At 66.6% G+C, this 20,686-nt stretch carries 15 protein-coding genes and 1 tRNA gene; 10 read left to right on the top strand and 6 right to left on the bottom strand.

The features are described 5' to 3' along the window. Positions 1-126 precede the first annotated feature (126 nt). On the top strand, positions 127-741 hold the full coding sequence (locus KDH83_RS01240) for a DNA-3-methyladenine glycosylase I (RefSeq protein WP_103272527.1): 615 nt from the start codon (positions 127-129) through the stop codon (positions 739-741). Here the strand turns inward: KDH83_RS01240 and KDH83_RS01235 are convergent, their stop codons facing one another. Next, positions 742-2,646 carry an LTA synthase family protein gene (locus tag KDH83_RS01235; RefSeq protein WP_212312279.1) on the bottom strand — a complete coding sequence of 635 codons (1,905 nt, stop codon included), beginning with the start codon at positions 2,644-2,646 and terminating at the stop codon, positions 742-744. Between the two features lie 328 nt (positions 2,647-2,974). Here KDH83_RS01235 and KDH83_RS01230 point away from each other — a divergent pair, with 328 nt between their 5' ends. Beyond that, the gene (locus KDH83_RS01230) at positions 2,975-5,113 is read left to right on the top strand and encodes an AsmA family protein (protein WP_212312278.1); all 2,139 of its coding nucleotides are present in this window, start codon (positions 2,975-2,977) and stop codon (positions 5,111-5,113) included. 19 nt (positions 5,114-5,132) lie between these two features. On the opposite strand, the gene KDH83_RS01225 is transcribed toward KDH83_RS01230, so the two are convergent. Next, a complete protein-coding gene (locus KDH83_RS01225; RefSeq protein ID WP_212312276.1) occupies positions 5,133-6,725 on the bottom strand; it encodes a sensor domain-containing diguanylate cyclase in 1,593 nt (530 codons plus the stop codon). A gap of 11 nt (positions 6,726-6,736) precedes the next feature. Next, positions 6,737-7,366, bottom strand: coding sequence for a TetR/AcrR family transcriptional regulator (locus KDH83_RS01220; protein WP_212312274.1), 630 nt, complete (start codon positions 7,364-7,366; stop codon positions 6,737-6,739). A gap of 116 nt (positions 7,367-7,482) precedes the next feature. On the opposite strand from KDH83_RS01220, the gene KDH83_RS01215 reads away from it, so the two are divergent. From KDH83_RS01215 to KDH83_RS01205, 3 genes are all read left to right on the top strand, one after another. Beyond that, positions 7,483-8,229, top strand: coding sequence for a 3-oxoacyl-ACP reductase family protein (locus KDH83_RS01215; RefSeq protein WP_212312273.1), 747 nt, complete (start codon positions 7,483-7,485; stop codon positions 8,227-8,229). Between the two features lie 131 nt (positions 8,230-8,360). After that, positions 8,361-8,436, top strand: a tRNA-Lys gene (locus tag KDH83_RS01210). A gap of 357 nt (positions 8,437-8,793) precedes the next feature. Next, a complete protein-coding gene (locus tag KDH83_RS01205) occupies positions 8,794-12,339 on the top strand; it encodes a UvrD-helicase domain-containing protein (protein WP_249204742.1) in 3,546 nt (1,181 codons plus the stop codon). Between the two features lie 55 nt (positions 12,340-12,394). On the opposite strand, the gene KDH83_RS01200 is transcribed toward KDH83_RS01205, so the two are convergent. Continuing rightward, on the bottom strand, positions 12,395-14,422 hold the full coding sequence (locus KDH83_RS01200) for an alkaline phosphatase D family protein (RefSeq protein WP_212312272.1): 2,028 nt from the start codon (positions 14,420-14,422) through the stop codon (positions 12,395-12,397). A 257-nt stretch (positions 14,423-14,679) separates the two neighbouring features. Here KDH83_RS01200 and ppk2 point away from each other — a divergent pair, with 257 nt between their 5' ends. Beyond that, positions 14,680-15,603: a polyphosphate kinase 2 gene (gene ppk2 / locus KDH83_RS01195; RefSeq protein ID WP_212312271.1), complete on the top strand. Its 924-nt coding sequence runs from the start codon at positions 14,680-14,682 to the stop codon at positions 15,601-15,603. 102 nt (positions 15,604-15,705) lie between these two features. Beyond that, positions 15,706-16,731 (top strand): transporter, encoded by a 1,026-nt coding sequence (locus tag KDH83_RS01190; protein ID WP_212312270.1) that lies wholly within the window; start codon positions 15,706-15,708, stop codon positions 16,729-16,731. A 7-nt stretch (positions 16,732-16,738) separates the two neighbouring features. Here the strand turns inward: KDH83_RS01190 and KDH83_RS01185 are convergent, their stop codons facing one another. Beyond that, on the bottom strand, positions 16,739-17,767 hold the full coding sequence (locus KDH83_RS01185) for an isocitrate/isopropylmalate family dehydrogenase (protein ID WP_212312269.1): 1,029 nt from the start codon (positions 17,765-17,767) through the stop codon (positions 16,739-16,741). A gap of 214 nt (positions 17,768-17,981) precedes the next feature. On the opposite strand from KDH83_RS01185, the gene KDH83_RS01180 reads away from it, so the two are divergent. The 3 genes from KDH83_RS01180 to KDH83_RS01170 all read left to right on the top strand — a co-directional run bounded on the left by KDH83_RS01180 (position 17,982) and on the right by KDH83_RS01170 (position 19,868). Continuing rightward, the gene (locus KDH83_RS01180; protein WP_212312268.1) at positions 17,982-18,668 is read left to right on the top strand and encodes an HAD-IA family hydrolase; all 687 of its coding nucleotides are present in this window, start codon (positions 17,982-17,984) and stop codon (positions 18,666-18,668) included. A 149-nt stretch (positions 18,669-18,817) separates the two neighbouring features. Then, positions 18,818-19,465: an OmpA family protein gene (locus KDH83_RS01175; protein ID WP_212312266.1), complete on the top strand. Its 648-nt coding sequence runs from the start codon at positions 18,818-18,820 to the stop codon at positions 19,463-19,465. A 79-nt stretch (positions 19,466-19,544) separates the two neighbouring features. Next, positions 19,545-19,868 (top strand): 4a-hydroxytetrahydrobiopterin dehydratase, encoded by a 324-nt coding sequence (locus KDH83_RS01170; RefSeq protein ID WP_103272536.1) that lies wholly within the window; start codon positions 19,545-19,547, stop codon positions 19,866-19,868. Positions 19,869-19,925: 57 nt separating this feature from the next. On the opposite strand, the gene KDH83_RS01165 is transcribed toward KDH83_RS01170, so the two are convergent. Then, positions 19,926-20,624 (bottom strand): DUF6776 family protein, encoded by a 699-nt coding sequence (locus KDH83_RS01165; RefSeq protein WP_212312264.1) that lies wholly within the window; start codon positions 20,622-20,624, stop codon positions 19,926-19,928. Between the last annotated feature and the right edge of the window lie 62 nt (positions 20,625-20,686).

Here is a 20,686-nt window from a genome sequence, read left to right as displayed (position 1 = left end):
GCGATGCCGGCAAAAGCGCGCCTGCGGCACCGGGCGGCCATGGGACAAATGCAGCGCTGCGCGCGCGGGAACGGGCGCCGGCCTGGGTTAGCATCTTGCTCTGCGAATGCGCCAGGAGCGCCACCAATGAGCCTCAAGACCGATTTTCCCGATGGGCTGGCCCGCTGCGGCTGGCTCGACGGCTCCGCCGATTACACGGCCTATCACGACCTGGAATGGGGCCGTCCCGTGGCCGACGACCGCGCCCTGTTCGAACAACTGAGCCTGGAGGGCTTCCAGTCGGGCCTGAGCTGGCGGACCATCCTGAACAAGCGCGAGGCCTTTCGCCGCGGCTTTTCCGGTTTCGATCCGGCGCGCGTGGCCCGCTACGGTGAAAAAGAGATCCAGGTCCTGCTGGCCGATGCAGGCATCGTGCGCCACCGGGGCAAGATAGAAGCCGTGATCAACAACGCGGGCCGGGCGCTGGAAATGATCGAGCGCGAGGGCTCCCTGGCGGCGTTCCTGTGGCGCTACGAAGCGCCGCGCAAGGCGCCGTCCAATCGCGGCGCGTCGGTGTCCGAGCAGTCCCAGGCCCTTTCCAAGGCGCTCAAGAAGCTGGGCTGGAAGTTCGTGGGGCCGACCACGGTCTATGCCTTCATGCAGTCCGTGGGCATGGTCAACGACCATGACCCCGGCTGCCATTGCCATGCCGCCTCGGAACGCGCGCGGCGGGAATTCGCGCGTCCGGGGCAGACCGGCTGATCAGGCCGGGTTGGCGGGCCCGGCCTGGCCGGGCAGGGCATAGCGGCCTTCGCGGTAGGCCCAGCTCGGCCATAGCGCGTGCGCCAGCGCCTCGCGCGCCAGCTCGGGATCCAGCGCCTCGGGCGCGTAGTCCTCGGGGGCGGTGTAGCGGTATTGCACCGGCGTCTTGCTGGGCGCCATCACCAGCAGCCGGTCTTCCTTCAGGTACCCATAAGTGTTGTCGTACTGCATGATGGCGCGGCCCGGCGTGCTGCGGGTGAGGTCGTGGCCGATCATGGGGTGCTCGGTGTCCACGCCGATCTGCGACAGCAGGGTCGGCGCCAGGTCGATCTGGCTGATCAGGCGATCGTCGCGCCGCGGCTCGATGCCGGCGCCCAGGATCACGGCGGGGATATGGAAGTGCCTTACCGGCACCAGGCTGGCGCCGAACACGCGCGAGTCATGGTCGGCCGCGACCAGGAATACCGTGTTTTCCCAATAGGGCGAGGCCTTGGCGCGCTCGAAGAAGCGTCCCAGCGCCCAGTCGGCATAGCGCACCGTGTTCTCCACGGTGGCCGGATTGCCGTCGACCTGGATGCGGCCTGCCGGGTACTCCCAGGGCGAATGGTTGGAGACGCTGAAGGCCAGCGTGAAGGTCGGCTGGTCGCCGTCCTCGCGCAGCAGCCGGTCCAGCTGGTTGAACATGTCTTCGTCCGACGCGCCCCAGGTGCCGACGAAGGCCGGATCCACGAAATCCGCTCGGTCCACGACCTGCTTGAAACCATTGCCCAGGAAAAAGCCCTTCATGTTGTCGAAGTGCGATTCGCCGCCATAGATGAAGCGCGAGTGGTAGCCGTGTCGGCCCAGCAGGTCGGCCAGCGAGAAGAAGCCGCGCTGCGAGCGCGGCAGCTTCAGCACGGCCTGCGCCGGCGTGGGCAGGAAGCCGGTGACGACCGCTTCCAGCCCGCGCACCGAGCGCGTGCCGGTCGCGTAGGCGCGGGTGAAGGCCCAGGACTCGCGGGCCAGGGCATCGAGTTCCGGCGTCAGGTTGGCGCCGCCTAGCGCCGCGCTGTACTGGGCGCCCAGGCTTTCCTCCAGGATGATCACCAGGTTGAGCGGACGCTTCGTCTTGCGGGTGGCGGGCTGCGCGTGCAGGCTGGGATAGTCGGCGTTGGCGGCCGGGACGGGCAGGCCCGCCTGCCTGAGCACGCGCTCATGCATCTCGGCTTCGTCCATGTTGCCGTAGACGGCCGACGCGGATTTCTCGTTCTTCATGCTGTAGACGGCATAGAAGACGTTGTAGAGCGAGTTCAGCGCCAGCGTGTTGAGCATGCCGTCAGAGCTGTAGGCGACCGACGACGGATTCATGGGGCGGTGGCCCAGCGTGCCGCGGATGGACAGGATCACCACGGCCAGGATCGCCACGCTGGCCAGCGGCATCTGCCACCAGCTGAGCGGCGCATCGGGCGCGGCCGGCCAGAACAGGCGCAGCGCGCCCCAGCCGATCAGCGCCACCAGGACCAGGCCGCCGACCAGCGCGGCCTTGTAGCCGCGCCAGAGCATGCCGGAGACCTCTCGCGGATGCTTCAGGTATTCGACGAACAGGCGGTTGGGGCGGGAGTCGTATTCCAGGATGAAGGCGGGCGAGGCGATTTCCAGGAAGGCCAGCAGGATGAAGCTGGCCAGGTACCACACGGCCGCCGCGTCGGCGGCGAACGAAAAATGCCCGAACCAGGGCGACAGCACGGCGGGCAGGGCCGCCATGACGGCGATCTGGTGCGCGTCGATGCGCAGGCCGCCCAGCATCAGCGGCAGCAGTCCGCCGGCATTGCGCACGCGCTGCCATTGCCACGCGGCCAGGGCCAGGCGGCTGAAAGTCAGCAGCGCGAACGCCGCTGCCACGAAAATCAAGGTTGAATGCCGCATCGGGCCTCCAGGTAGTTCTGCCATCCGTTCCCCGCGGAACGGGTCCATCCGGGTCGCGTAGTCCTGTCTTTTTGTAACCACGCGCTCCATGCGCCTTCCGGCGCGCGCCGTCTTCCCGAATCAGGCGCCGCCGCCAGCGCGGCTGCGCCAGCCGTGCCGCCGAGCCTGTCCCGGGGAGCCCCCGGCGCGTGCAATGGCGGAAAAATCCATACACATTCTCGGGCCGGCAAGCTTAACCCGTCCGGCGGGTCGGGCTACCCTATAGGGGACTGAACGGGCACAGGAGCGGCGACGGCATGTCATCGCCGCGACGCCAAGGATAATAACCATGACACGCACAAGAAAAGTAGCGATCGGGGTTTTCGCCGTGATCGGCGTGGCGATCGCGGCCCTGATGGCCGTCGTGGCGCTGTTCGACTGGAACCGCGCCAGGCCGATGATCAACGAGCGCGTCAGCGCCGCCATCGGGCGGCCCTTCGCCATCAACGGCGACCTGAGCGTGCGCTGGGCGCGCGAGCCGGATGAGAGCGGATGGCGCGGCTGGGTGCCGTGGCCGCACGTGAGCGCGCAGGACATCTCCGTCGGCAACGCGCCCTGGGCCAAGGCGCCGGCCTTCGCCACGCTCAAGCGCGGCGAGTTCAGCCTGTCGCCGCTGCCGCTGCTGAGCCAGCGCGTGGTCATCCGGCGCATACAACTCATCGAGCCTGCCGCCGACCTGGAGCGTCTGGCCGATGGCCGGGCTAATTGGCAGTTCACCATGCCCGACACCGGCGAGCCGTCGCCATGGGTGCTGGACATCAACGAGATCGGTTTCGACAAGGGCCAGGTCGGCCTGCGCGACGAGATCCTCAAGGCGGATCTGACGCTGCAGGTGGATCCGCTGGGCAAGCCCGTTCCTTTCGCCGACGTGGCCGGCGCGGATTTCGCGCCGCAGGCGCCGGCTGACGGCGCGTCCGCCGCCGGATCACCCGACGCCGCCGGCAGTCCCGCCGCGCGAGCGCCGTCCGGCGAGTCCGCGCCCGCGCCGCGCGACTATGTATTCGGCTGGAAGGTCTCGGGCAAGTACAAGGACCTGCCGGTCAAGGGCGAGGGCAAGGTCGGCGGCATGCTGGCCATGCAGGATGCGAGCCAGCCGTTCCCGGTACAGGCGGACCTGAGCGTGGGCGGCACGCGCGCGGCGGTGGTGGGCACGCTGCGCGATCCGGCCAGCCTGGCCGCGCTGGACCTGCGGCTCAAGCTATCGGGCGGATCGATGGCGCAGCTCTATCCGCTGACCGGTGTCACGCTGCCCGACACGCCGCCGTACTCCACCGACGGCCACCTGGTGGCGCGGCTGCGGCGCCAGGGCGGCACGGTGTTCGACTACAAGGACTTCAACGGCAAGGTCGGCAACAGCGACCTGCACGGCGACGTATCCTTCGCGCTGGGCGCGCCGCGCCCCAAGCTGACCGGCAAGCTCTCGTCCAAGCTGCTGCGCATGGCCGACCTGGGGCCGCTGATCGGCGTGCCCTCGGGCAAGGCGGCGTCGGCCCAGGACAAGGACAAGAGCGCGCCGGCCCGACCGCCCGGCGGCAAGGTCCTGCCGACGCAGGCGTTCCGCACCGACCGCTGGCGCGACATGGATGCCGATGTGGCGCTGGAAGCGGCCAGCATCATCCACGACAGCAAGCTGCCCCTGTCCGATCTCAGCGTCCACGTGATCCTGCAGGACGGCGTGCTGACGCTGGATCCATTGAAGTTCGGCATGGCGGGCGGCAGCATGGCCGCGACGGCGCGCCTGGACGGCTCCGGAGCGCCGCTGTCCGGGCGGGTCGAGGTGCATGCGCGGCGCCTGCGCCTGAAGCAGCTTTTCCCGGCCTCGCCCTCCATGCAGAAGACGCTGGGCGAGCTTCATGGCGACCTGGCGCTGACGGGCTCCGGCAATTCCGTGGCGGCCCTGCTGGGCTCCGCGACCGGCGACGTGAAGATGCTGGTCAACGACGGCGTGATCAGCCGCAGCCTGATGGAGATCGCCGGCCTGAATGTGGGCAATTACGTCGTCTCCAAGCTGTTCGGCGACGACGAGGTGAAGATCAATTGCGGCGTGGCCGACCTGCAGATGAAGAACGGCACGATGACGCCGCGCGTGTTCGTGTTCGATACCGAGAACGCGCTGATCGGCATCACGGGAACCGCCGACTTCAAGAACGAGAAACTGAACCTGGACATCACGCCCGACAGCAAGGGCTTCCGTCTCTTTTCCCTGCGATCCCCGCTGTACGTCCAGGGTACGTTCGGCAAGCCGGACGTGGGCGTGAAGGCATTGCCGCTGGCGGCGCGCGGCGCCGGCATGGTGGCGCTGGGCGTGCTGCTGACGCCGGCCGCGGGTCTGCTGGCCCTGATCGGTCCCAGCGCCGACGAGGGCAATTCCTGCGGCGCGCTGCTCAAGCAGGCGAAGGGCGCGCCGGCGGCCGGCAAGGGCAAGTAGCGGCGGCGGGAGTCCGTCCTCAGGGCAAGGTGTTGCGCAGGCCGCCGCGCACGAGGTCGTCGGCCGCGGCCACGGCGTTGCGGCCATGGTTCTTGGCGTAATAGAGCGCCTGGTCCGCGCGCTGGTACACCGCCTCCAGCGTGGCGCCGTGCGTGGGATAGTGCGCCACGCCGGCCGACAGCGTGATCGGATGGGCCGACAGGTCCGGACCGGGCGAGGCCGCGACCTTCAGGCGCAGACGGTGCGCCGTGGCCACCGCGGCGGCCATGGGCGCGCCGGGCAGCAGCATCACGAATTCTTCTCCCCCCGCGCGGGCCAGCGTATCGCCGGCGCGGGCGCTGTCCGTCATCTGCCTGGCCAGCCTCTGTAGCGCCCGGTCGCCAGCGGCGTGACCATAGCGGTCATTGATGTTCTTGAAGTGATCGATGTCGATGACCACGATGGCGACCGGCGTGTCCTCGGCCTGCAGCATGACCATGGCTTCTTCCAGGCCGCGGCGGTTGAGCAGGCCGGTCAGCGTGTCGGTGGCGCTCTTGCGGCGCAGGTCGCGCATCTTGTGGTGCATGGACGCCAGGCCCATCAGCAGCGCGCGCTTGAGCTGGGTCGCCTCGAAGTACCAGGAGCGCACGCCGCGTATGCCGTCGGCGGAATCCAGATCCTGCATGCGCCTGGCGAAGCCGGCAAGCTCGCCCAGCGGCTTGGCGATCAGCCTGGACAGCAGCCAGAGCGATGCAATGGATAGCAGCAGCAGGGGCAGGGTGTTGCGGGCGGTGGCGAGCAGCAGGTCGCTCAGGGGCTGCAGCGTGCCCGCCACCGGCCGCTGCGCGATGAGGCTCCAGCCCGTGCTCGGCACCGGCGCATAGCCGGCCAGCATGTCGCGGCCCAGGGCGTCGACGAAGCGCAATTCTCCTGTCTCGCCGCGCAGCGCGGGCGCCAACGCCTGCAGTTCGGCCACCGGCTTGCCCAGCAAGCTGCGGTCGCGGCCATAGATCAGCGTGCCGTTGCGGTCCACGACGCGCAGGTTCGAGTCGTCGCGGTGGAAGTGCTGGCCCAGCAGGCGGTCCAGCACGTTGTCCTGGTGCAGATACAGCGTGCCGGCGATATAGCCGATGTAGCGCTTGTCGGGCGAGAAGATCGGATGCGTGTAGAGGATGAGCCAGCGGCCGCTGCGGCCCTGGAAGGGTTCGCTGATGGTGGGGCGCTGGGTCTGTATCGCGTCCTGCGCGGCCGGGCTGTACATCTGCCGGCCCAGCAGGTCCGGCACGGAAGCCGAGGCCGACAGCACCTTGCCCTGCGGCGATACGATGAAACTGGAGTTGAAGTGACCGAGCTGCGTTTCCTGGCGTCGGGTTTCCTCGGCCATCAGTTCCGGATGCGCCTGCATGTCCGCCAGCATCTCGGCGCTGAACGCCAGATAGCGGCGCAGGTCGTTCAGGAAATACTCGGTGGTCGCGGCCAGCTTGGATGCGTAGGCGCGGTTGTCTTCCTGCGCGTTGTGCAGCAGCAGGTCGCGCTGCACGAGATAGCTGGCGTGCAGGCCGCCCGCCAGCACCAGCATGATCGACAGCAGGCTGATCCAGAGGATGAGGCGCCGCAGGTCGATGCGGATCATGGCGCCGTCCTTCAACAGCGGGCGTGGTCCGGAGGCGGGACGCCGGCCAGCGCATCCCAGGAGCACATGGCCTGCCGCGCCACGGCCTGCAGCGTCTTGCGGCTGGCGCCGTCGCGCGCCTGGATGGACATGCCGTGCAGCACCGTGGTGTAGAACGCGGCCAGGCCTTTCAGGTCCGCGCCGTCGGGCAGTTCGCCGCGGGCCGCGCCCTGGTTCAGCCGCGCCAGGATGCGGGCCTGCATCTCGCGCCTGCTTTCGCACAGGAACTCGCCGATGCCGGGCGGGCTGACCGTGCCCGCCGGCGCGCCCAGCACGATCAGGCAACCGGGAGGCAGGCCGGGCGTGGTGAAGCGCTCGGCCGCTGCCAGCAGCATGCCCTGCATGGCGTCGCGGGCGCTGGGCGCGTCCTGCAGCGCCTGGCGCGCGGCGCCGCCGTCGGTCTGGCGGTACAGCTCGACGGCCTCGCGGAACAGCGCTTCCTTGGAGCCGAACGCGCCATAGAGACTGGGCGAGTTGATGCCCATCGCCGCCGTGAGGTCGGTCAGCGATGCGCCTTCATATCCTTTCGACCAGAAGACCTCCATGGCCTTGCGCAAGGCCTGGTCGCGGTCGAAGTTGCGGGGACGTCCTCGTTCTGCCATGCATGCGATTTTAAGCTGGCACAGTATTTTGTGTTGATCGATAAGAAAATGATTGACGATTGCGAACCAGTGCGGCGATGATATTTGTATTGATCACTACAAATTAGGGTATCCCCATGCGAAATCTCCAGGGCAAAGTGGCGTTCGTGACTGGCGGCAGCCGCGGCATCGGCGCCTCCATCGTCCGTCGGCTGGCGGCCGACGGCGCGGATGTGGCCTTCACCTATGTCAGCGCGTCGTCGGCCGGCAAGGCCGATGAACTCGTCGCCGAAATCAAGGCCGGCGGCGGCAGGGCGCTGGCCATCCAGGCGGATGCGGCCGATGCGGACCAGCTGCGCCGCGCCGCCGAACGCGCGCTGAACGAACTGGGGCCGGTCGATGTGCTGGTCAATAACGCCGGCGTATTCATCGCCGGCGACCTGGCGCAGGCCAGCCTGGACGACTACGAGCGCACCATGGACGTCAACGTCCGCGCGCCCTTCGTCGCCGTCCAGGCGCTGCAGCCGTCCATGCCCGACGGCGGCCGCATCATCAACATCGGCAGTTGCTTGGCCGAGCGCGCAGGCCGCGCCGGCGTCACGATCTATGCCGCCAGCAAGTCCGCCTTGCTAGGCCTGACCCGCGGGCTGGCACGCGACCTGGGACCGCGCGGCATCACCGTCAATGTGGTGCATCCAGGGCCGATCGACACCGACATGAACCCGGCCGACGGCGAGCGCGCCGGCGATATGGTGGCGGTGCTGTCCTTGCCGCACTATGGCGAAACGCGGGACATCGCCGGCATGGTGGCCTTCCTGGCCGGCCCTGATGGGCGCTATGTCACGGGCGCGAGCCTTGCGGTGGACGGGGGATTCGCGGCCTGAAAGGAAATTTTCCTGAGAGCGACTTGCACGATTCAAAAAAGCTCTCTATAATCTTTCATCTTCGCTGCTCACACAGCGAATCGCAGCAGAAACCGAAAGGGGCCTGGGTGATTGATGAGTGAGTTTGCGTCGGGCTGTTAGCTCAGTTGGTAGAGCAGCGGACTCTTAATCCGTAGGTCGAGTGTTCGAGCCACTCACAGCCCACCAAAAGATTCGAAAACGGGCACTCCACACGGAGTGCCCGTTTTTTTATTTCGAATCCATATCTTCAGCAGCCGCATCTTCAGCAGCACCGCCGCTGCCAGTCATCTGCGCCAAGCATGGCCGGTCTAATTCCGATAGGCATACTTTCGCAAAGCTAGGGCTGTTCTCAAGGGCATATCGCAACGCTCGCAGATACCGCGGGCAAGCTTTCTTGCTGCCGATGGCTGCTTGGCATCCCCGCCATGACGCCTTGTGCCGTTTGCGGCCGTTCGCCCGAATGCCGATGCATAGCTAAAAATTACTACCGGCTACTATTTCCTTCTGGTCGACCTGGCGAACCTGCCAGGCTCGCATGGCAACATGGACACAGAAGGGCGGAAAATGACCGAGGCGTGGGCTCCCTCCAGATTGGGCGGGTATCTGACCGGATCATCAAATTGGCAGTTGCGCCTCAATGGCCCGGAATTGTGGCTTTCCGTTGCGGGACGGATCCATACGACCAGGATCGAGGATGAGACCTCCTATCGCCTTGACCCGGGCGTGTTCTGGACGGACTTCACCCTTTTTCCTGGCCGTCCTGAGGCGGTGAAGGTGGACGGATTGCCAAATGCGCAAGGGATTGCCTTGGGCAAGGCACTCAAATCCGCACTGGCCGATCAGCGAATTCTTGAGGACGTCGCATACATTCAGCGCGCCCATCAATCCATGCGGGCGTGGCTTGACCAAAAGCAGGTACAGGAAGACGTCGTTCGCGCCGAGCGTCGGTGGTTTACCCACGAAATGCAGACGGCCCTGGAAAATGCGCGGCCAGAAATGGATGTCCCTGCAGTCCGTGCGCGGCTGAAGAGATCGGAGGTCCAGGCCAGACTGGGCAATGAGGTCGCCGCGGTCAATGGCACCTTGGCTCATTGGGAGGCCGACCATCGTGCCAATTGGGAATTGCTCAACGCACGGCATACGGAATCCGAGCTGGAGGAGTGCAAGGACCTGTTTGCCCGGGTAGAGAGCAAGCCCCTGACTGACGAGCAGGCGCGCGCCGTGGTCTGCTTCGACAATCGTGTGCAGGTGGTGGCGTCCGCGGGCTCGGGTAAGACATCCACGATGGTCGCGAAAGCCGCCTATGCCATCCATCGGGGTTTGGTCGCTCCTGAACGCATCGTCATGCTGGCGTTCAACAAGCAAGCCGCGGAGGAGCTCAGCGCGCGCGCCGCCAATGCCTTCGAACGACTTGGCATGCAGGGCGTTCAGGTGAATGCCTCGACTTTCCACGCCTTGGGACTGAGCATCATCGGCAAGGCGACCGGAGAAAAACCAGATGTCCCGGATTGGGCGACAGATGCTCTTGGCGGTATACGCAAGCTGGGCGGGATCATTGATCAGCTCAAGGATCGCGATCCTGCTTTCCGGACGCGATGGGACCTGTTCAGGTTCGTCTTCGGCAAGGATCTGCCCGCATTCGGATCGATTGGGACGCCGGACGTATGGGACGGCCAAGGCAATGGCAGAACGCTCACTGCGGACGGGAAAAGAGTCCGCAGCCAGGAAGAGGCCACCATCTCCAACTGGCTCTTTTATAACGGCGTGGATTATCGCTACGAAGACAGCTACAGGTTCAAGACGGCGACCGACGAATACCGCCAGTACCGCCCTGATTTCTACTACCCGGCCATTGACCTGTATCACGAGCATTTCGCCCTCGACGCGCAGGGCAACGCGCCGCCCAGCTTCGGCGACTATGTTTCTGGAGTGGCGTGGAAGCGCCAGTTGCACCGGGAGCGCGGCACATCGCTGATTGAAACAACGTCGCATCAGATCCGTACTGGCGCGGTGTTTGATCATTTGGCTCAAGAGCTGACCCGCCGAGGCACGGTGCTCGACCCCAATCCGGATCGCGAGATTCCGAGGGACGGTCAAAAGCCCATGGAACAAAAAGAGCTGATCAAGTTGGTGAGAACCTTCATCAGCCACGTCAAGAGCAATTGCCTGCCGATGGCGGCGCTGCACAGCGGTCTGGACGCGATGCCTGACGGCACATTCAAGTATCGCCACCGAATGTTCCTGGACATCGCCGCGCCGATCCTGCGAGAGTGGGATGCCGCCCTGGCGTCCGAAGGCGGCATCGACTTTGAAGACATGCTGAACCAGGCAGCCGACCACCTGGAAAATGGTCGTTACTCGGCGCCTTATGAACTGGTGATGGCCGATGAGTTTCAGGACGCATCCCGTGCCCGGGCACGGTTGTGCCGCGCCCTGGTCCGGAAGCCGGGGCGCTTCTTTTTCGCCGTGGGTGACGACTGGCAGTCCATCAACAGGTTCGCCGGCGCGGATGTGTCCGTGATGACCGCATTTCGGGAATGGTTCGAGCATGGGCAGATCCTCAAGCTGGAGCAGACCTTCCGCTGTCCTCAGGCGCTTTGCGACGTCTCCAGTCAGTTCGTCGCCAAGAATCCCGCTCAGTTGAGCAAGCTGGTCAGGTCGGCCACGCCGGCGGTCGGGCCGGTGCTCCAGGCCTTCCAGGTGGATCACAAGGACGAACTCACCGACGCGATAGACCAGTTCGTGCAGCATCTGGCCGAAGGCGTCAACAATGGCACCATTCCTCCTGGGCGTGACGGCAAAGTCTCTGTGTATGTCCTCGGTCGCTACAACGCCGATCGAAATCACCTGCCGTCTCGAATGGGCCGGTTTTCGCGCTGGGTGAATATATCGTTCCTGACCATTCACAAGTCGAAGGGCAGCGAGGCCGACTACGTCATCCTGCCGGAGATGCGCAGCGTGCTGCGCGGGCGCAGCTTTCCGAACACGCGGGCCGATGATCCCGTGCTGGCGTTGGCCATGCCCGCCGGAGACACCTTTTATCTGAGCGAGGAGCGCCGCTTGTTCTATGTGGCGCTGACCCGGGCGCGACGCGGTGTCGCCATGTTCACCACGCGAGGCCAGTGCTCAAGCTTCCTGCGTGAGCTGGAAGCGGACGGTGCCGTGAAGATCACCAATATGAAAGGGGAACCTAGCCAGGAGGAACGTTGCCCCTGGTGCAAACAGGGTGTTCTGGTCGCGCGCACAGGCCGGTATGGCGAGTTCCGTTCTTGTTCCAACTATCCCGCCTGTGCCTACAAGCCCAAGTCGGGAAGGACGGAGCCTGATGTGGAAGTCCCCATTGTCGAGTCGAAGGACATGCCTGGCGCCATATCGACTGTCCCGGCGAAAGCGGCATCCAGACGGCTGACGTTCAGCGACGTACTCAATGCGCCAAGCAGGGGGCCTGGCGAGCAGCGTGCGTCCGTCGGAAGACCTGCGCCGCCTGCCGGGTCTGCCACGCGTCCAGCTTCCCGCATCAAGGACACGCATGAAGCCGATCCCGTCGTTCGGGCCTCTTTGGGACGCCGGATAGCGGGGGGGCTCAGGGCAGTCAATGAGGGTGTGGCGGCGATCAACCATTCGCTTGACCGTGCCAGCGCATTGCAACGAGCGACATTCGAGCTGGAGTTGGACCTGTGCGCGGAGAGGTTAATGCTGGATACCGGCCTCGAACGCGCGAGGTCTGCCATGGCGTTGGAGGAAAAGCTGAAGGATGCCAATTTCCGGAAAATCTATGAGCAGACGCATGAGCGCCTAAGCCTGCTGCTCGTGTCCACGGACGAAGCCCGCCCGGCGAAACCTGCCGTTGATCGCGCCTTGCCGTCGTTCGAGCGGCGCGACCGTCACGATGACCCGGAAATCGACAATGCGATACAGAAAAAAATCGAAGGCTTGCGTGAAGGCCAGGCTGCGTTGCTATCCCGCGTCCGGGTTGAGCTGTCCGCGGATCCTGCGCTTTGCGCGCATTTCATGAAGCTGCTGGAGACACGCCACGTATCGCACTATCGAGAAATCCTTGATCCGGCATCGTACTCAAGCCTAGCGTAGATGATACCGAAGGCCGTCGACGCAATCGTCAACGGCCTTCTAGCTTTCCGCCAACCTACACCGCCTCACTCACCTCCGGCATCCCCGCCGCCACCGTCAGCGTCGTCCGCGACGCCACCGCCGGCAGCGCGGGTGCCTGCTTGCCGTTGAGCGGTTTGAGCTTGCTGAACACGCAGCGCAGTTCGGTCGGCGTCAGGGTCACCACGGCGAAGCCCTGCGCGTCGGTGTCCACATGGCGCAGCCAGCCGCCGTTGAACTGCTTGAGCGTGGCGTTGAAGTTGTTGACGAGCGCGCCGTTCTTCTCGCTGTAGATCAGCGGCTTGGCCTGAGCGAAGGCGGGATCGTTGTCCACCACGTTCTTGAAATAGCTGAAGAACGAGTTGCTGGAAATGCCGGCCGTGACCAGGTCGACCATGATGGGTTTGGGCATGGCCGCGTCGTAGTCGTCCATGACCGGGCCGGCGAAGAAGGCGTGGATGTCGCCGGTCAGCGCCACCAGGTTGCGGATACCGGCATCGCGCACGAAGGCCATCAGGTGCTTGCGTTCGGCGTTGTAGCCGTCCCATTGATCGGCGTTGAGCAGGTATTCGTCCAGCAGGGCCGAAGGCGGCAGCTGCGCGTCCAGCAGCGGCTTGATCTGGGCGGCGAACGCGCCCGCCGGGATGCCGGCCTGCGCGGCGAACAGGGCCGACAGGGCAGGGTAGGCCGTGACGGGCTTGCCGCTGCTGTGGTCGGCGCCCGTGAGATCCTGGACCAGCGCGTTCGCCATGGCGGGCACCAGCGGCGTCAGCGCGTTGTTGGCGGCGGCCAGTCCCTGCGCCAGCAGGCCGGCCACGGCCTGGGCGCCGTTGAATTGCATGCGCAGCAGGGAGACTTCATTGCCCCACAGGTTCCAGGTCGTCGCGCTGGCGCGCAGCTGGGCCTTCCACCAGTCGCGCTGCGTGTCGCCCAGCATGGACACCGGCGTCAGCTGGCCGGAGGCCGCGCTGATCTTGGCGGCTTCCACCTGGGACAGGATGCGCTTGGGCACGAAATAGCGGCTGCCGATTTCGCTGCCGACCTGCTTTTCCGGAATGACATGGTCCGCGCGGTACAGGCGCAGGTCGGTCATCAGCAGGGTGGCCAGGGTGCCGAAGCGGAACGCGCGATAGATCTGGATGTTGTCGAACGCCGGGTTGTCGCGGTTGAAGCTGACGTCGGCCGGCATGAATTCGAACCAGGCCTGGTTGGCGCCGCGCCGGCGCGGCGTGTTGGCGGTGGCGTCGTCGGTTGCGGCGTAGACCTGCCGGTCCTGCCAGCAGTCGTCGGAGAATTCGTGGTCGTCCCAGATGGCGATCATGGGAAAGCGCGCGTGCAGCGCCTGCAGGCGCGGATCGCTGCGGTAGTTGCGGTACAGGCTGCGGTAGTCGGCCAGCGTGGTGGCGTAGATGGCGCCATCGGCGCGCTTGGTGCCGTCGGGCAGGCTGAGCGGCGCGTGCGCGCTTTCCACGGCGCCGGTCTGGAAGCCGGCTTTCACGGTTTCGTAGATGTAGTCGCCCAGGTGCACGATGAAGTCCAGGTCCTGGGTCAGCAGCTCGTCGAAGCCGGCCCAGTGGTTCACGCTCCAGTCCTGACAGGAGATGAAGGCGAACTTCAGCTGCGCCACCGCGGCGTTCTCGGCGGGCGCGGTGCGCGTGCGGCCAACGGGGCTGGCGCTGGCGCCGGCGATGAAGCGGTAGTAGTAGGTGGCGCCGGCATCCAGACCCACGACCTTGTGGCGCACCGTGTGATCCCAGTCTGGTTCGGCGCGGATGGCGTCGTCGACCAGCAGTTGCTTGAAGCTCTCGTCGCGCGCTACCTGCACGCGCAGCGGCACCGCCGCGTTGTCTGCGCCGACCGCGCGGGTCCACAGCACCACGCTGCCGGGGCGGGGATCGCCCGAGGCCACGCCCTGCGGGAACTGGTAGCGCGCGCCGTTGCCATTGTCCGGCGTGCCGGGGCTGTCGTCATCGTCGTCGCTGCTGCCGTTGCAGCCCGCCAGGCCGGCGCTGGCGGTGGAGATGGTCAGGAAACTGCCCCACTTGATGAATGTTCTGCGGTCCATGTCTGGGTCTGCTCTGGCTGGGTGGCGCGGTGATGCGGCGCCGGGGTGCGGAGGGCGCGGCACGCGCGGCGCGGCCCCCGGTGCCGCGCCGCGGCCAGCCGCGGGCGCCGGTATTCCAGCAGCGGGCGGTTGCATGGGCGTGACAAATGGCCACATCGGCGCGGGACAAGCGCCTGTCATATTCATCGTCCAGAATCGGGTGGGTCAGGCATGTGCCTGCAAGACAACGGCGCGCCCGGCGCGCCATGGGGGGCTACATGGAAAACGCACTCGAACGCGACGGCGTGGCCGCGCTGGAACGGCAACTGCGCCTGCAGGCGGATCTGATCGACAGCCTGGATGAAGAGCTGGAGCTGGAACTGGACGATCGCCGGCTGGACGGCGAAGACACTTCCGACGAAGACTGGCGCGCCAATCGCCAGCGCTATTTCCGCGAACTGCTGCGCCTGCAGGGCGAACTGGTCAAGCTGCAGGACTGGGTGGTGCACTCCGGCCATCGCCTGGTCGTGCTGTTCGAGGGCCGCGATGCCGCCGGCAAGGGCGGCGTCATCAAGCGCATCACGCAGCGCCTGAATCCGCGCGTATGCCGCGTGGCCGCGCTGCCGGCGCCGACCTCGCGCGAGCGCACGCAATGGTATTTCCAGCGCTATGCGGCGCATCTGCCCGCCGCGGGCGAAATCGTGCTGTTCGACCGCAGCTGGTACAACCGCGCGGGCGTGGAGCGGGTCATGGGCTTTTGCAACGATGCCGAGTACGAGGAGTTCTTCCGCTCCGCGCCCGAGTTCGAGAAGATGTTGGCCCGCAGCGGCATCCAGATCATCAAGTACTGGTTCTCGGTGTCGGACAACGAACAGGAAGCCCGCTTCGAGAGCCGCATCAACGATCCGCTCAAGCAATGGAAGCTGAGCCCGATGGACCTGGAGAGCCGCCGCCGCTGGGAGGCGTACACGCAGGCCAAGGAAGTCATGCTGGAGCGCACCCACATCCCCGAGTCGCCCTGGTGGATCGTGCGCGCCGACGACAAGAAAAAGGCCCGCTTGAACTGCATCACCCACCTGCTGGACCAGGTGCCCTATCTGCCGGTGGATCACACGGAAGTGCAGTTGCCGGAGCGTGTGCATCACCAGGACTACCTGCGCCATCCCGTGCCCGAGCACATGTTCGTGCCGGACCGCTATTGAACCGGCCGGCGCCTGTCTTTCGACTGTCACATTTCGGCGTCACCATCCCGATCCCAGGGCGGGCCGCAACGGCCCGCCATCGCTACGCCATGAGCGCGGATCATGATGACGACATCGACGGCAGCAGGCTATGAATCCGACATCTCGGGCCTGATCTGCGCCTTCCGCTTCACACCGGACGGCCCCGGCGCCGAACTCGATTCGCAGGCGCTGGCACAGCGGCTGGCGGACAGCGCGAACGAATCGGAAGAGGGCGATTTCCTCTGGCTGCACATGAACCTGTCCCAGGCCGGCTGTGTGCGCTGGCTGCAGGCGCATCTGGAACTGCCGGACGCCTTCATCGCCATGCTGGGCGAGGCGGCCCATTCGACGCGCATCGAGCAGCAGGAGCGCGCGCTGGTTGCCGTGTTCAACGACGTGATCTTCGATTTCGAGCGCACGCCGGCCCAGGTGGCCACGCTGTGGGTGTGCGCGAGGCGCAAGCTGCTGGTCACGCTGCGCCACAAGCCGCTGCGCTCGCTGGACCGGCTGCGCGAGCATGTGCGTCGGGGCGAGCGCTTCCGTTCGCCGGCCGAGCTGCTGGCGCACCTGATGCGGGATCAGGCCGACCTGATGACCGAGATCGTGCGCAAGGCCAGCCTGGATGTGGACGGGATCGAGGACCGCTTCCTGGCCGCGCAGTCGGGACCGGCGCGGGTGGACCTGGCGGCAACGCGCCGGGTGCTGGTGCGGCTGCAGCGCACGCTGGCGCCCGAGCCGGGCTCGGTGTTCCGCCTGCTGGCGCGTCCGCCGGCCTGGCTGCAGCCGCGCGACGTGCAGGAACTGCGGGAGTCGACGGAGGAATTCTCCGTCGTGCTGGGCGACATGGCGGGCCTGATCGAGCGCATCAGGCTGCTGCAGGAAGAGATCGCGGCGCGCCTGCAGGAGCAGAACAATCGCACGCTGTTCACGCTGACGCTGGTCACGGTCCTGGCGCTGCCCATCAACATCATGGCCGGCCTGTTCGGCATGAACGTGGGCGGCATTCCGCTGGCCGAGGACCGCGGCGGTTTCTGGATCATCTGCGCGCTGGTGGCGGTGTTCACCGCGGCGGTGGCCTGGGTGGCGCACCGCCGGCGCCTGAGCTGACGGCCCGTTAGAGCCGCCGGCAGACCGCCTCGGCGAACTGGCGCGTGCCGGCCGTGCCGCCGAGGTCGCGCGTGGCCACCTTGTCGGTGTTGATGGTGGCGGAGATGGCTTGCTTCAACCGCTGGGCGTCGCCGGCCCGGCCTACATGCTCCAGCATCATGGCGGCGGCCAGCATCAGCGAAATCGGATTGGCCACGCCCTTGCCCGCGATGTCAGGCGCCGAGCCGTGCACCGCCTCGAAGATGGCGGCGTCCCTGCCGAAGTTCGAGCCCGGCGCCATGCCCAGGCCGCCGACCAGGCCGGCCAGCTGGTCGGACAGGATGTCGCCGAACAGGTTGGTGCACAACAGCATGTCGAAGCGCCAGGGATTGAGTACGAGCTGCATGGCGCAGGCGTCCACGATCATGTCGTCCACCTCGACCCTGCCTTCGTACTCCTTGGCGACATGCTTGCAGGCCTCTAGGAACAGGCCGGTCAGCGCCTTGAGGATGTTGGCCTTGTGGACCACGGTGATCTTCTTGCGGCCATGCCGGACCGCGTACTCGAACGCGAAGCGGGCAATGCGCTCGCTGCCTTCGCGCGTATTCATGCCGGTGCAGACGGCCGCCGCGTGCGGGTCGTTGCCCTGCGGGATGTAGAACTCGTGCGCGACATAGAAGCCGCCCAGGTTTTCCCGGATCAGCACCAGGTCGATGTCTTCGTAGCGGCCGGGCACGATGGTGTTGACCGGGCGGACGTTGCCGAACAGCTCGAATTCCTCGCGCAGGCGCACATTGGATGAGCGAAAGCCCGTGCCGACGGGCGTGGTCAGCGGTCCTTTCAGCGCCAGCCGGCGCTCGCGGATGCTGGCCAGCGTGGCGGCGGGCAGCGGATCGCCCGCGCTGGCGACGCCGGCCATGCCGGCCTGCTGCACATCCCAGTCGAACGGGCTGCCCAGGGCGTCCAGCACCTGCACGGTGGCTTCGACGACTTCCGGGCCGATGCCGTCTCCGGGTATCAGGGTTGCGGGGATACGGGACGGAGAAGTCGGGTTCATGGCATCACCTTGGTAGTTCGACCGGAGCAGTCGTCCGGGCATTTTTACCATGGCGACACGGCGGCGAGGCCGCGTCCTGCCGGCCCGGCGGCTGGCCGGGAGGACGCGCTGCCGTTAAGTCAGACCTAAAGGTCAGTTGCATGGGGACTAAATCACAGCGGGGGCGCGGCTTCTTATAGTGATTGCTTCCGCAGTTTTCCGGAGTGTCCATTCCATGTCTGTTACAAACGCCGGCGCCAGCCCCGATCATCCCCGTTCCGACGCGGAGGACAGTTTTCCCCAGGCGGTGCTGTTCGACCTGCTGACCGCCTTGCTCGATTCCTGGACGGTCTGGAACACCGCAGCCGGTTCGGAGCCGCAGGGACGCGCGTGGCGCGCGGAGTACCTGCGCCGCACTTATGGCTGCGGCGCCTACCTGCCTTACGAGCAATTGGTGGCCGAGGCCGCCGAGGCGGTCGGCCTGCCCGCTTCCGCGCCCGCCGCGCTGGAGGCGAACTGGGGGCTGCTGCCTGCCTGGGACGGCGCGCGCGAGCTGCTGACGGCGCTGCGTCCGCATTGCCGGCTGGGCGTGGTCACCAACTGCTCCAGGGCGCTGGGACATCGCGCCGCCGCGCTGCTGGGCGTGGACTGGGACGTGGTCGTGACGTCGGAAGAGGCGGGCTACTACAAGCCGGACCCGCGGCCTTACCAACTGGCGCTGGCGCGGCTGGACGTGCAGCCCGGGCGCGCCGCCTTCGTCGCGGGCTCCGGCTACGATCTGTTCGGCACCAGCCGCGTGGGCCTGCGGACCTATTGGCACAACCGCGTCGGCCTGGCGCTGCCGCCCGGCGCGCCCGAGCCGGAACGCCAATCGCCGGGCCTGGCCGAGGCGCTGCCGTGGCTGGCGCGCTTTGGCGCCTGAAAGCCTGCCGGCGCACGGCATCGGCCGGCCGCCGTCGGTCGCAAGGACGAGAGCGGCCTCTACAAAATGTTGCGCGCGGCTCCGGCGCGCTTGCTAGCATGGATCAGCCGGAATCTTCCGGCGGATCCGACTGGTAAGTGGAGGTTGTCATGAACTCAAGAACAATGTTCAACCGTATCGCTGTCGTCGTTGTTTCGGGAGGGCTGCTGGCGGGCTGCGCCACGCAGCAGCAGAACAATACCGCCATAGGCGCGGGCGCGGGCGCGGCGGTGGGCGCGGGCCTGGGCGCCCTGATCGGCAATGGCAAGGGCGCCGCGATCGGCGCGGGTATCGGCGCCGTGGCGGGCGGCCTGGTCGGCTACAACTGGAAGGTCGTGAAGGACGATGTGCAGAAGTCCGGCGCGTCCTCGCTGGGAATCGACGTGGTCGAAATGCCCGACGGCAGCCTCAAGGTCAACATCCCCAGCAATGTCTCGTTCGATACCGACAAGACCCAGCTCAAGCCGGCGCTGCTGCCCGTGCTGGATTCTGTGGCGCGCTCGCTCAACCAGCACCAGGAGCTGCGCGCCAAGGTCGTCGGCCATACCGACAGCACCGGGGCGATGGCGCATAACCAGACCCTGTCGGTCAATCGGGCCAAGAGCGTGACCGACTACCTGGCGCGCCAGGGCGTGGCCGCCGGCCGCCTGTCGGTCGAGGGCCGCGGGCCGAACGATCCGATCGGCGACAATGCCACCGCCGAGGGGCGCGCGGCGAACCGGCGGGGGGAGATCTACCTGTACGCCGTCAAGCAATAGGCGCGACCGCGGTCCGGCGAGCGAGGCGGCGGGCGCGGGGCGCCGCCGCCTTGATTCATTTGATAGCCAGGAGTCCACCATGAGCATGTTTCCGCCCGCGCGCATCGGCGCCCAGATCGCGGTGGCCGCGTTGAGCGGCTGGCAGGCCGTCGCCGAGCGCGACGCCATCGAGAAGCGCTATCGCTTTGCCAACTTCAATGCCGCATTCGCCTTCATGGCGCGCGCCGCCATGTTCGCGGAAAAGCTGGACCATCATCCTGAATGGACCAACGTCTACAACCGGGTGGATGTGCTGCTGACCACGCATGACGCCGGCGGGGTCACCGAGCTGGATGTGCGCATGGCGCAGTTCATGGACGAGGCGGCGCAGCAACTGGGCGCCACGGCGCCGAAGGCGGCGTGAAGGGCCGGCTCCTGGCGGAGCCGGAATGGGCGCGGGAGCCGCGCCCGGCGGGGACGATCAGTTGCGTACGTAATAGATGCGCATGGCCTGCTGCTTCTGCGCGCCGTCCATCACGCGCAGCACCACGACCTTGGGCGTGAAGCCGTCGGGCAGCTTGAGCTGGCCGAGCGCGTAGTCGTAGCGGTCCACGTTCAGCGTCGGGCCTTCCGGCGTGATGGTGGCGACGCGGCCGTTGGGGTAGCTGCCATCGATGGAGAAGGTCAGGGTGCCCTTGAACGGCGCGCCCTGGCGCTCTTCGCGCATCACCAGCACCTGGAAGTCGAGCAGGCCGGGCGCGCGCTTGAACGTGGCCGAGCGGATGCCCAGGTTGCCGCCGCGCGGATCGGCCGGCATGGCGTCCTGGAACAGCACCAGTTCCTTGTTCAGCGCGTCGATCTTGCTGCGGGCCTCGGCCAGGTCGGACGTGAGCTTTTCATGGCCGGTCTTGTTGGCATCGCGCTGCTGGGTGGTTTCTTCCAGCTGGGATTGCAGGCGCTGGCGTTCCAGGTTGGCGGCGCTGAGCTCGCTGTGCAGCTGTTCGGATTGTTCCACCGTCAGGCGCTGCGGGCCGTAGTTGGTCTGCAGGAAAAGCACGCCGCCGGCGCCCAGGCCGATGCCCACCAGAAGCAGCACCAGCCAGCGCGGCATGCGCCGCGTGCGTTGGCCCGGCTGATAGACGGAGGGCTTGAATACGGCCCGTTGCGATTTTCCAAACATCCCCAAATTCCTAGAAAAACTCTGCGACGTATGCGGCAGACGCGCCCGAGGCGCGCCAAAGC

Source organism: Achromobacter sp. Marseille-Q0513 (assembly GCF_018195695.1).
GTDB lineage: Bacteria > Pseudomonadota > Gammaproteobacteria > Burkholderiales > Burkholderiaceae_B > Achromobacter.
This window is presented reverse-complemented; position numbering and strand designations above follow the sequence as displayed.

Bases quoted from the DNA above. Each gene is read 5' to 3' on its own strand.
- KDH83_RS01180 (WP_212312268.1), top strand. From the start codon at position 17,982: ATGTCTGTTACAAACGCCGGCGCCAGCCCCGATCATCCCCGTTCCGAC.
- KDH83_RS01200 (WP_212312272.1), bottom strand. From the start codon at position 14,422: ATGGACCGCAGAACATTCATCAAGTGGGGCAGTTTCCTGACCATCTCC.
- KDH83_RS01220 (WP_212312274.1), bottom strand. From the start codon at position 7,366: ATGGCAGAACGAGGACGTCCCCGCAACTTCGACCGCGACCAGGCCTTG.
- KDH83_RS01230 (WP_212312278.1), top strand. From the start codon at position 2,975: ATGACACGCACAAGAAAAGTAGCGATCGGGGTTTTCGCCGTGATCGGC.
- KDH83_RS01170 (WP_103272536.1), top strand. From the start codon at position 19,545: ATGAGCATGTTTCCGCCCGCGCGCATCGGCGCCCAGATCGCGGTGGCC.
- KDH83_RS01165 (WP_212312264.1), bottom strand. From the start codon at position 20,624: ATGTTTGGAAAATCGCAACGGGCCGTATTCAAGCCCTCCGTCTATCAG.
- ppk2 (WP_212312271.1), top strand. From the start codon at position 14,680: ATGGAAAACGCACTCGAACGCGACGGCGTGGCCGCGCTGGAACGGCAA.
- KDH83_RS01215 (WP_212312273.1), top strand. From the start codon at position 7,483: ATGCGAAATCTCCAGGGCAAAGTGGCGTTCGTGACTGGCGGCAGCCGC.
- KDH83_RS01175 (WP_212312266.1), top strand. From the start codon at position 18,818: ATGAACTCAAGAACAATGTTCAACCGTATCGCTGTCGTCGTTGTTTCG.
- KDH83_RS01185 (WP_212312269.1), bottom strand. From the start codon at position 17,767: ATGAACCCGACTTCTCCGTCCCGTATCCCCGCAACCCTGATACCCGGA.
- KDH83_RS01205 (WP_249204742.1), top strand. From the start codon at position 8,794: ATGGACACAGAAGGGCGGAAAATGACCGAGGCGTGGGCTCCCTCCAGA.
- KDH83_RS01235 (WP_212312279.1), bottom strand. From the start codon at position 2,646: ATGCGGCATTCAACCTTGATTTTCGTGGCAGCGGCGTTCGCGCTGCTG.
- KDH83_RS01240 (WP_103272527.1), top strand. From the start codon at position 127: ATGAGCCTCAAGACCGATTTTCCCGATGGGCTGGCCCGCTGCGGCTGG.
- KDH83_RS01225 (WP_212312276.1), bottom strand. From the start codon at position 6,725: ATGATCCGCATCGACCTGCGGCGCCTCATCCTCTGGATCAGCCTGCTG.
- KDH83_RS01190 (WP_212312270.1), top strand. From the start codon at position 15,706: ATGATGACGACATCGACGGCAGCAGGCTATGAATCCGACATCTCGGGC.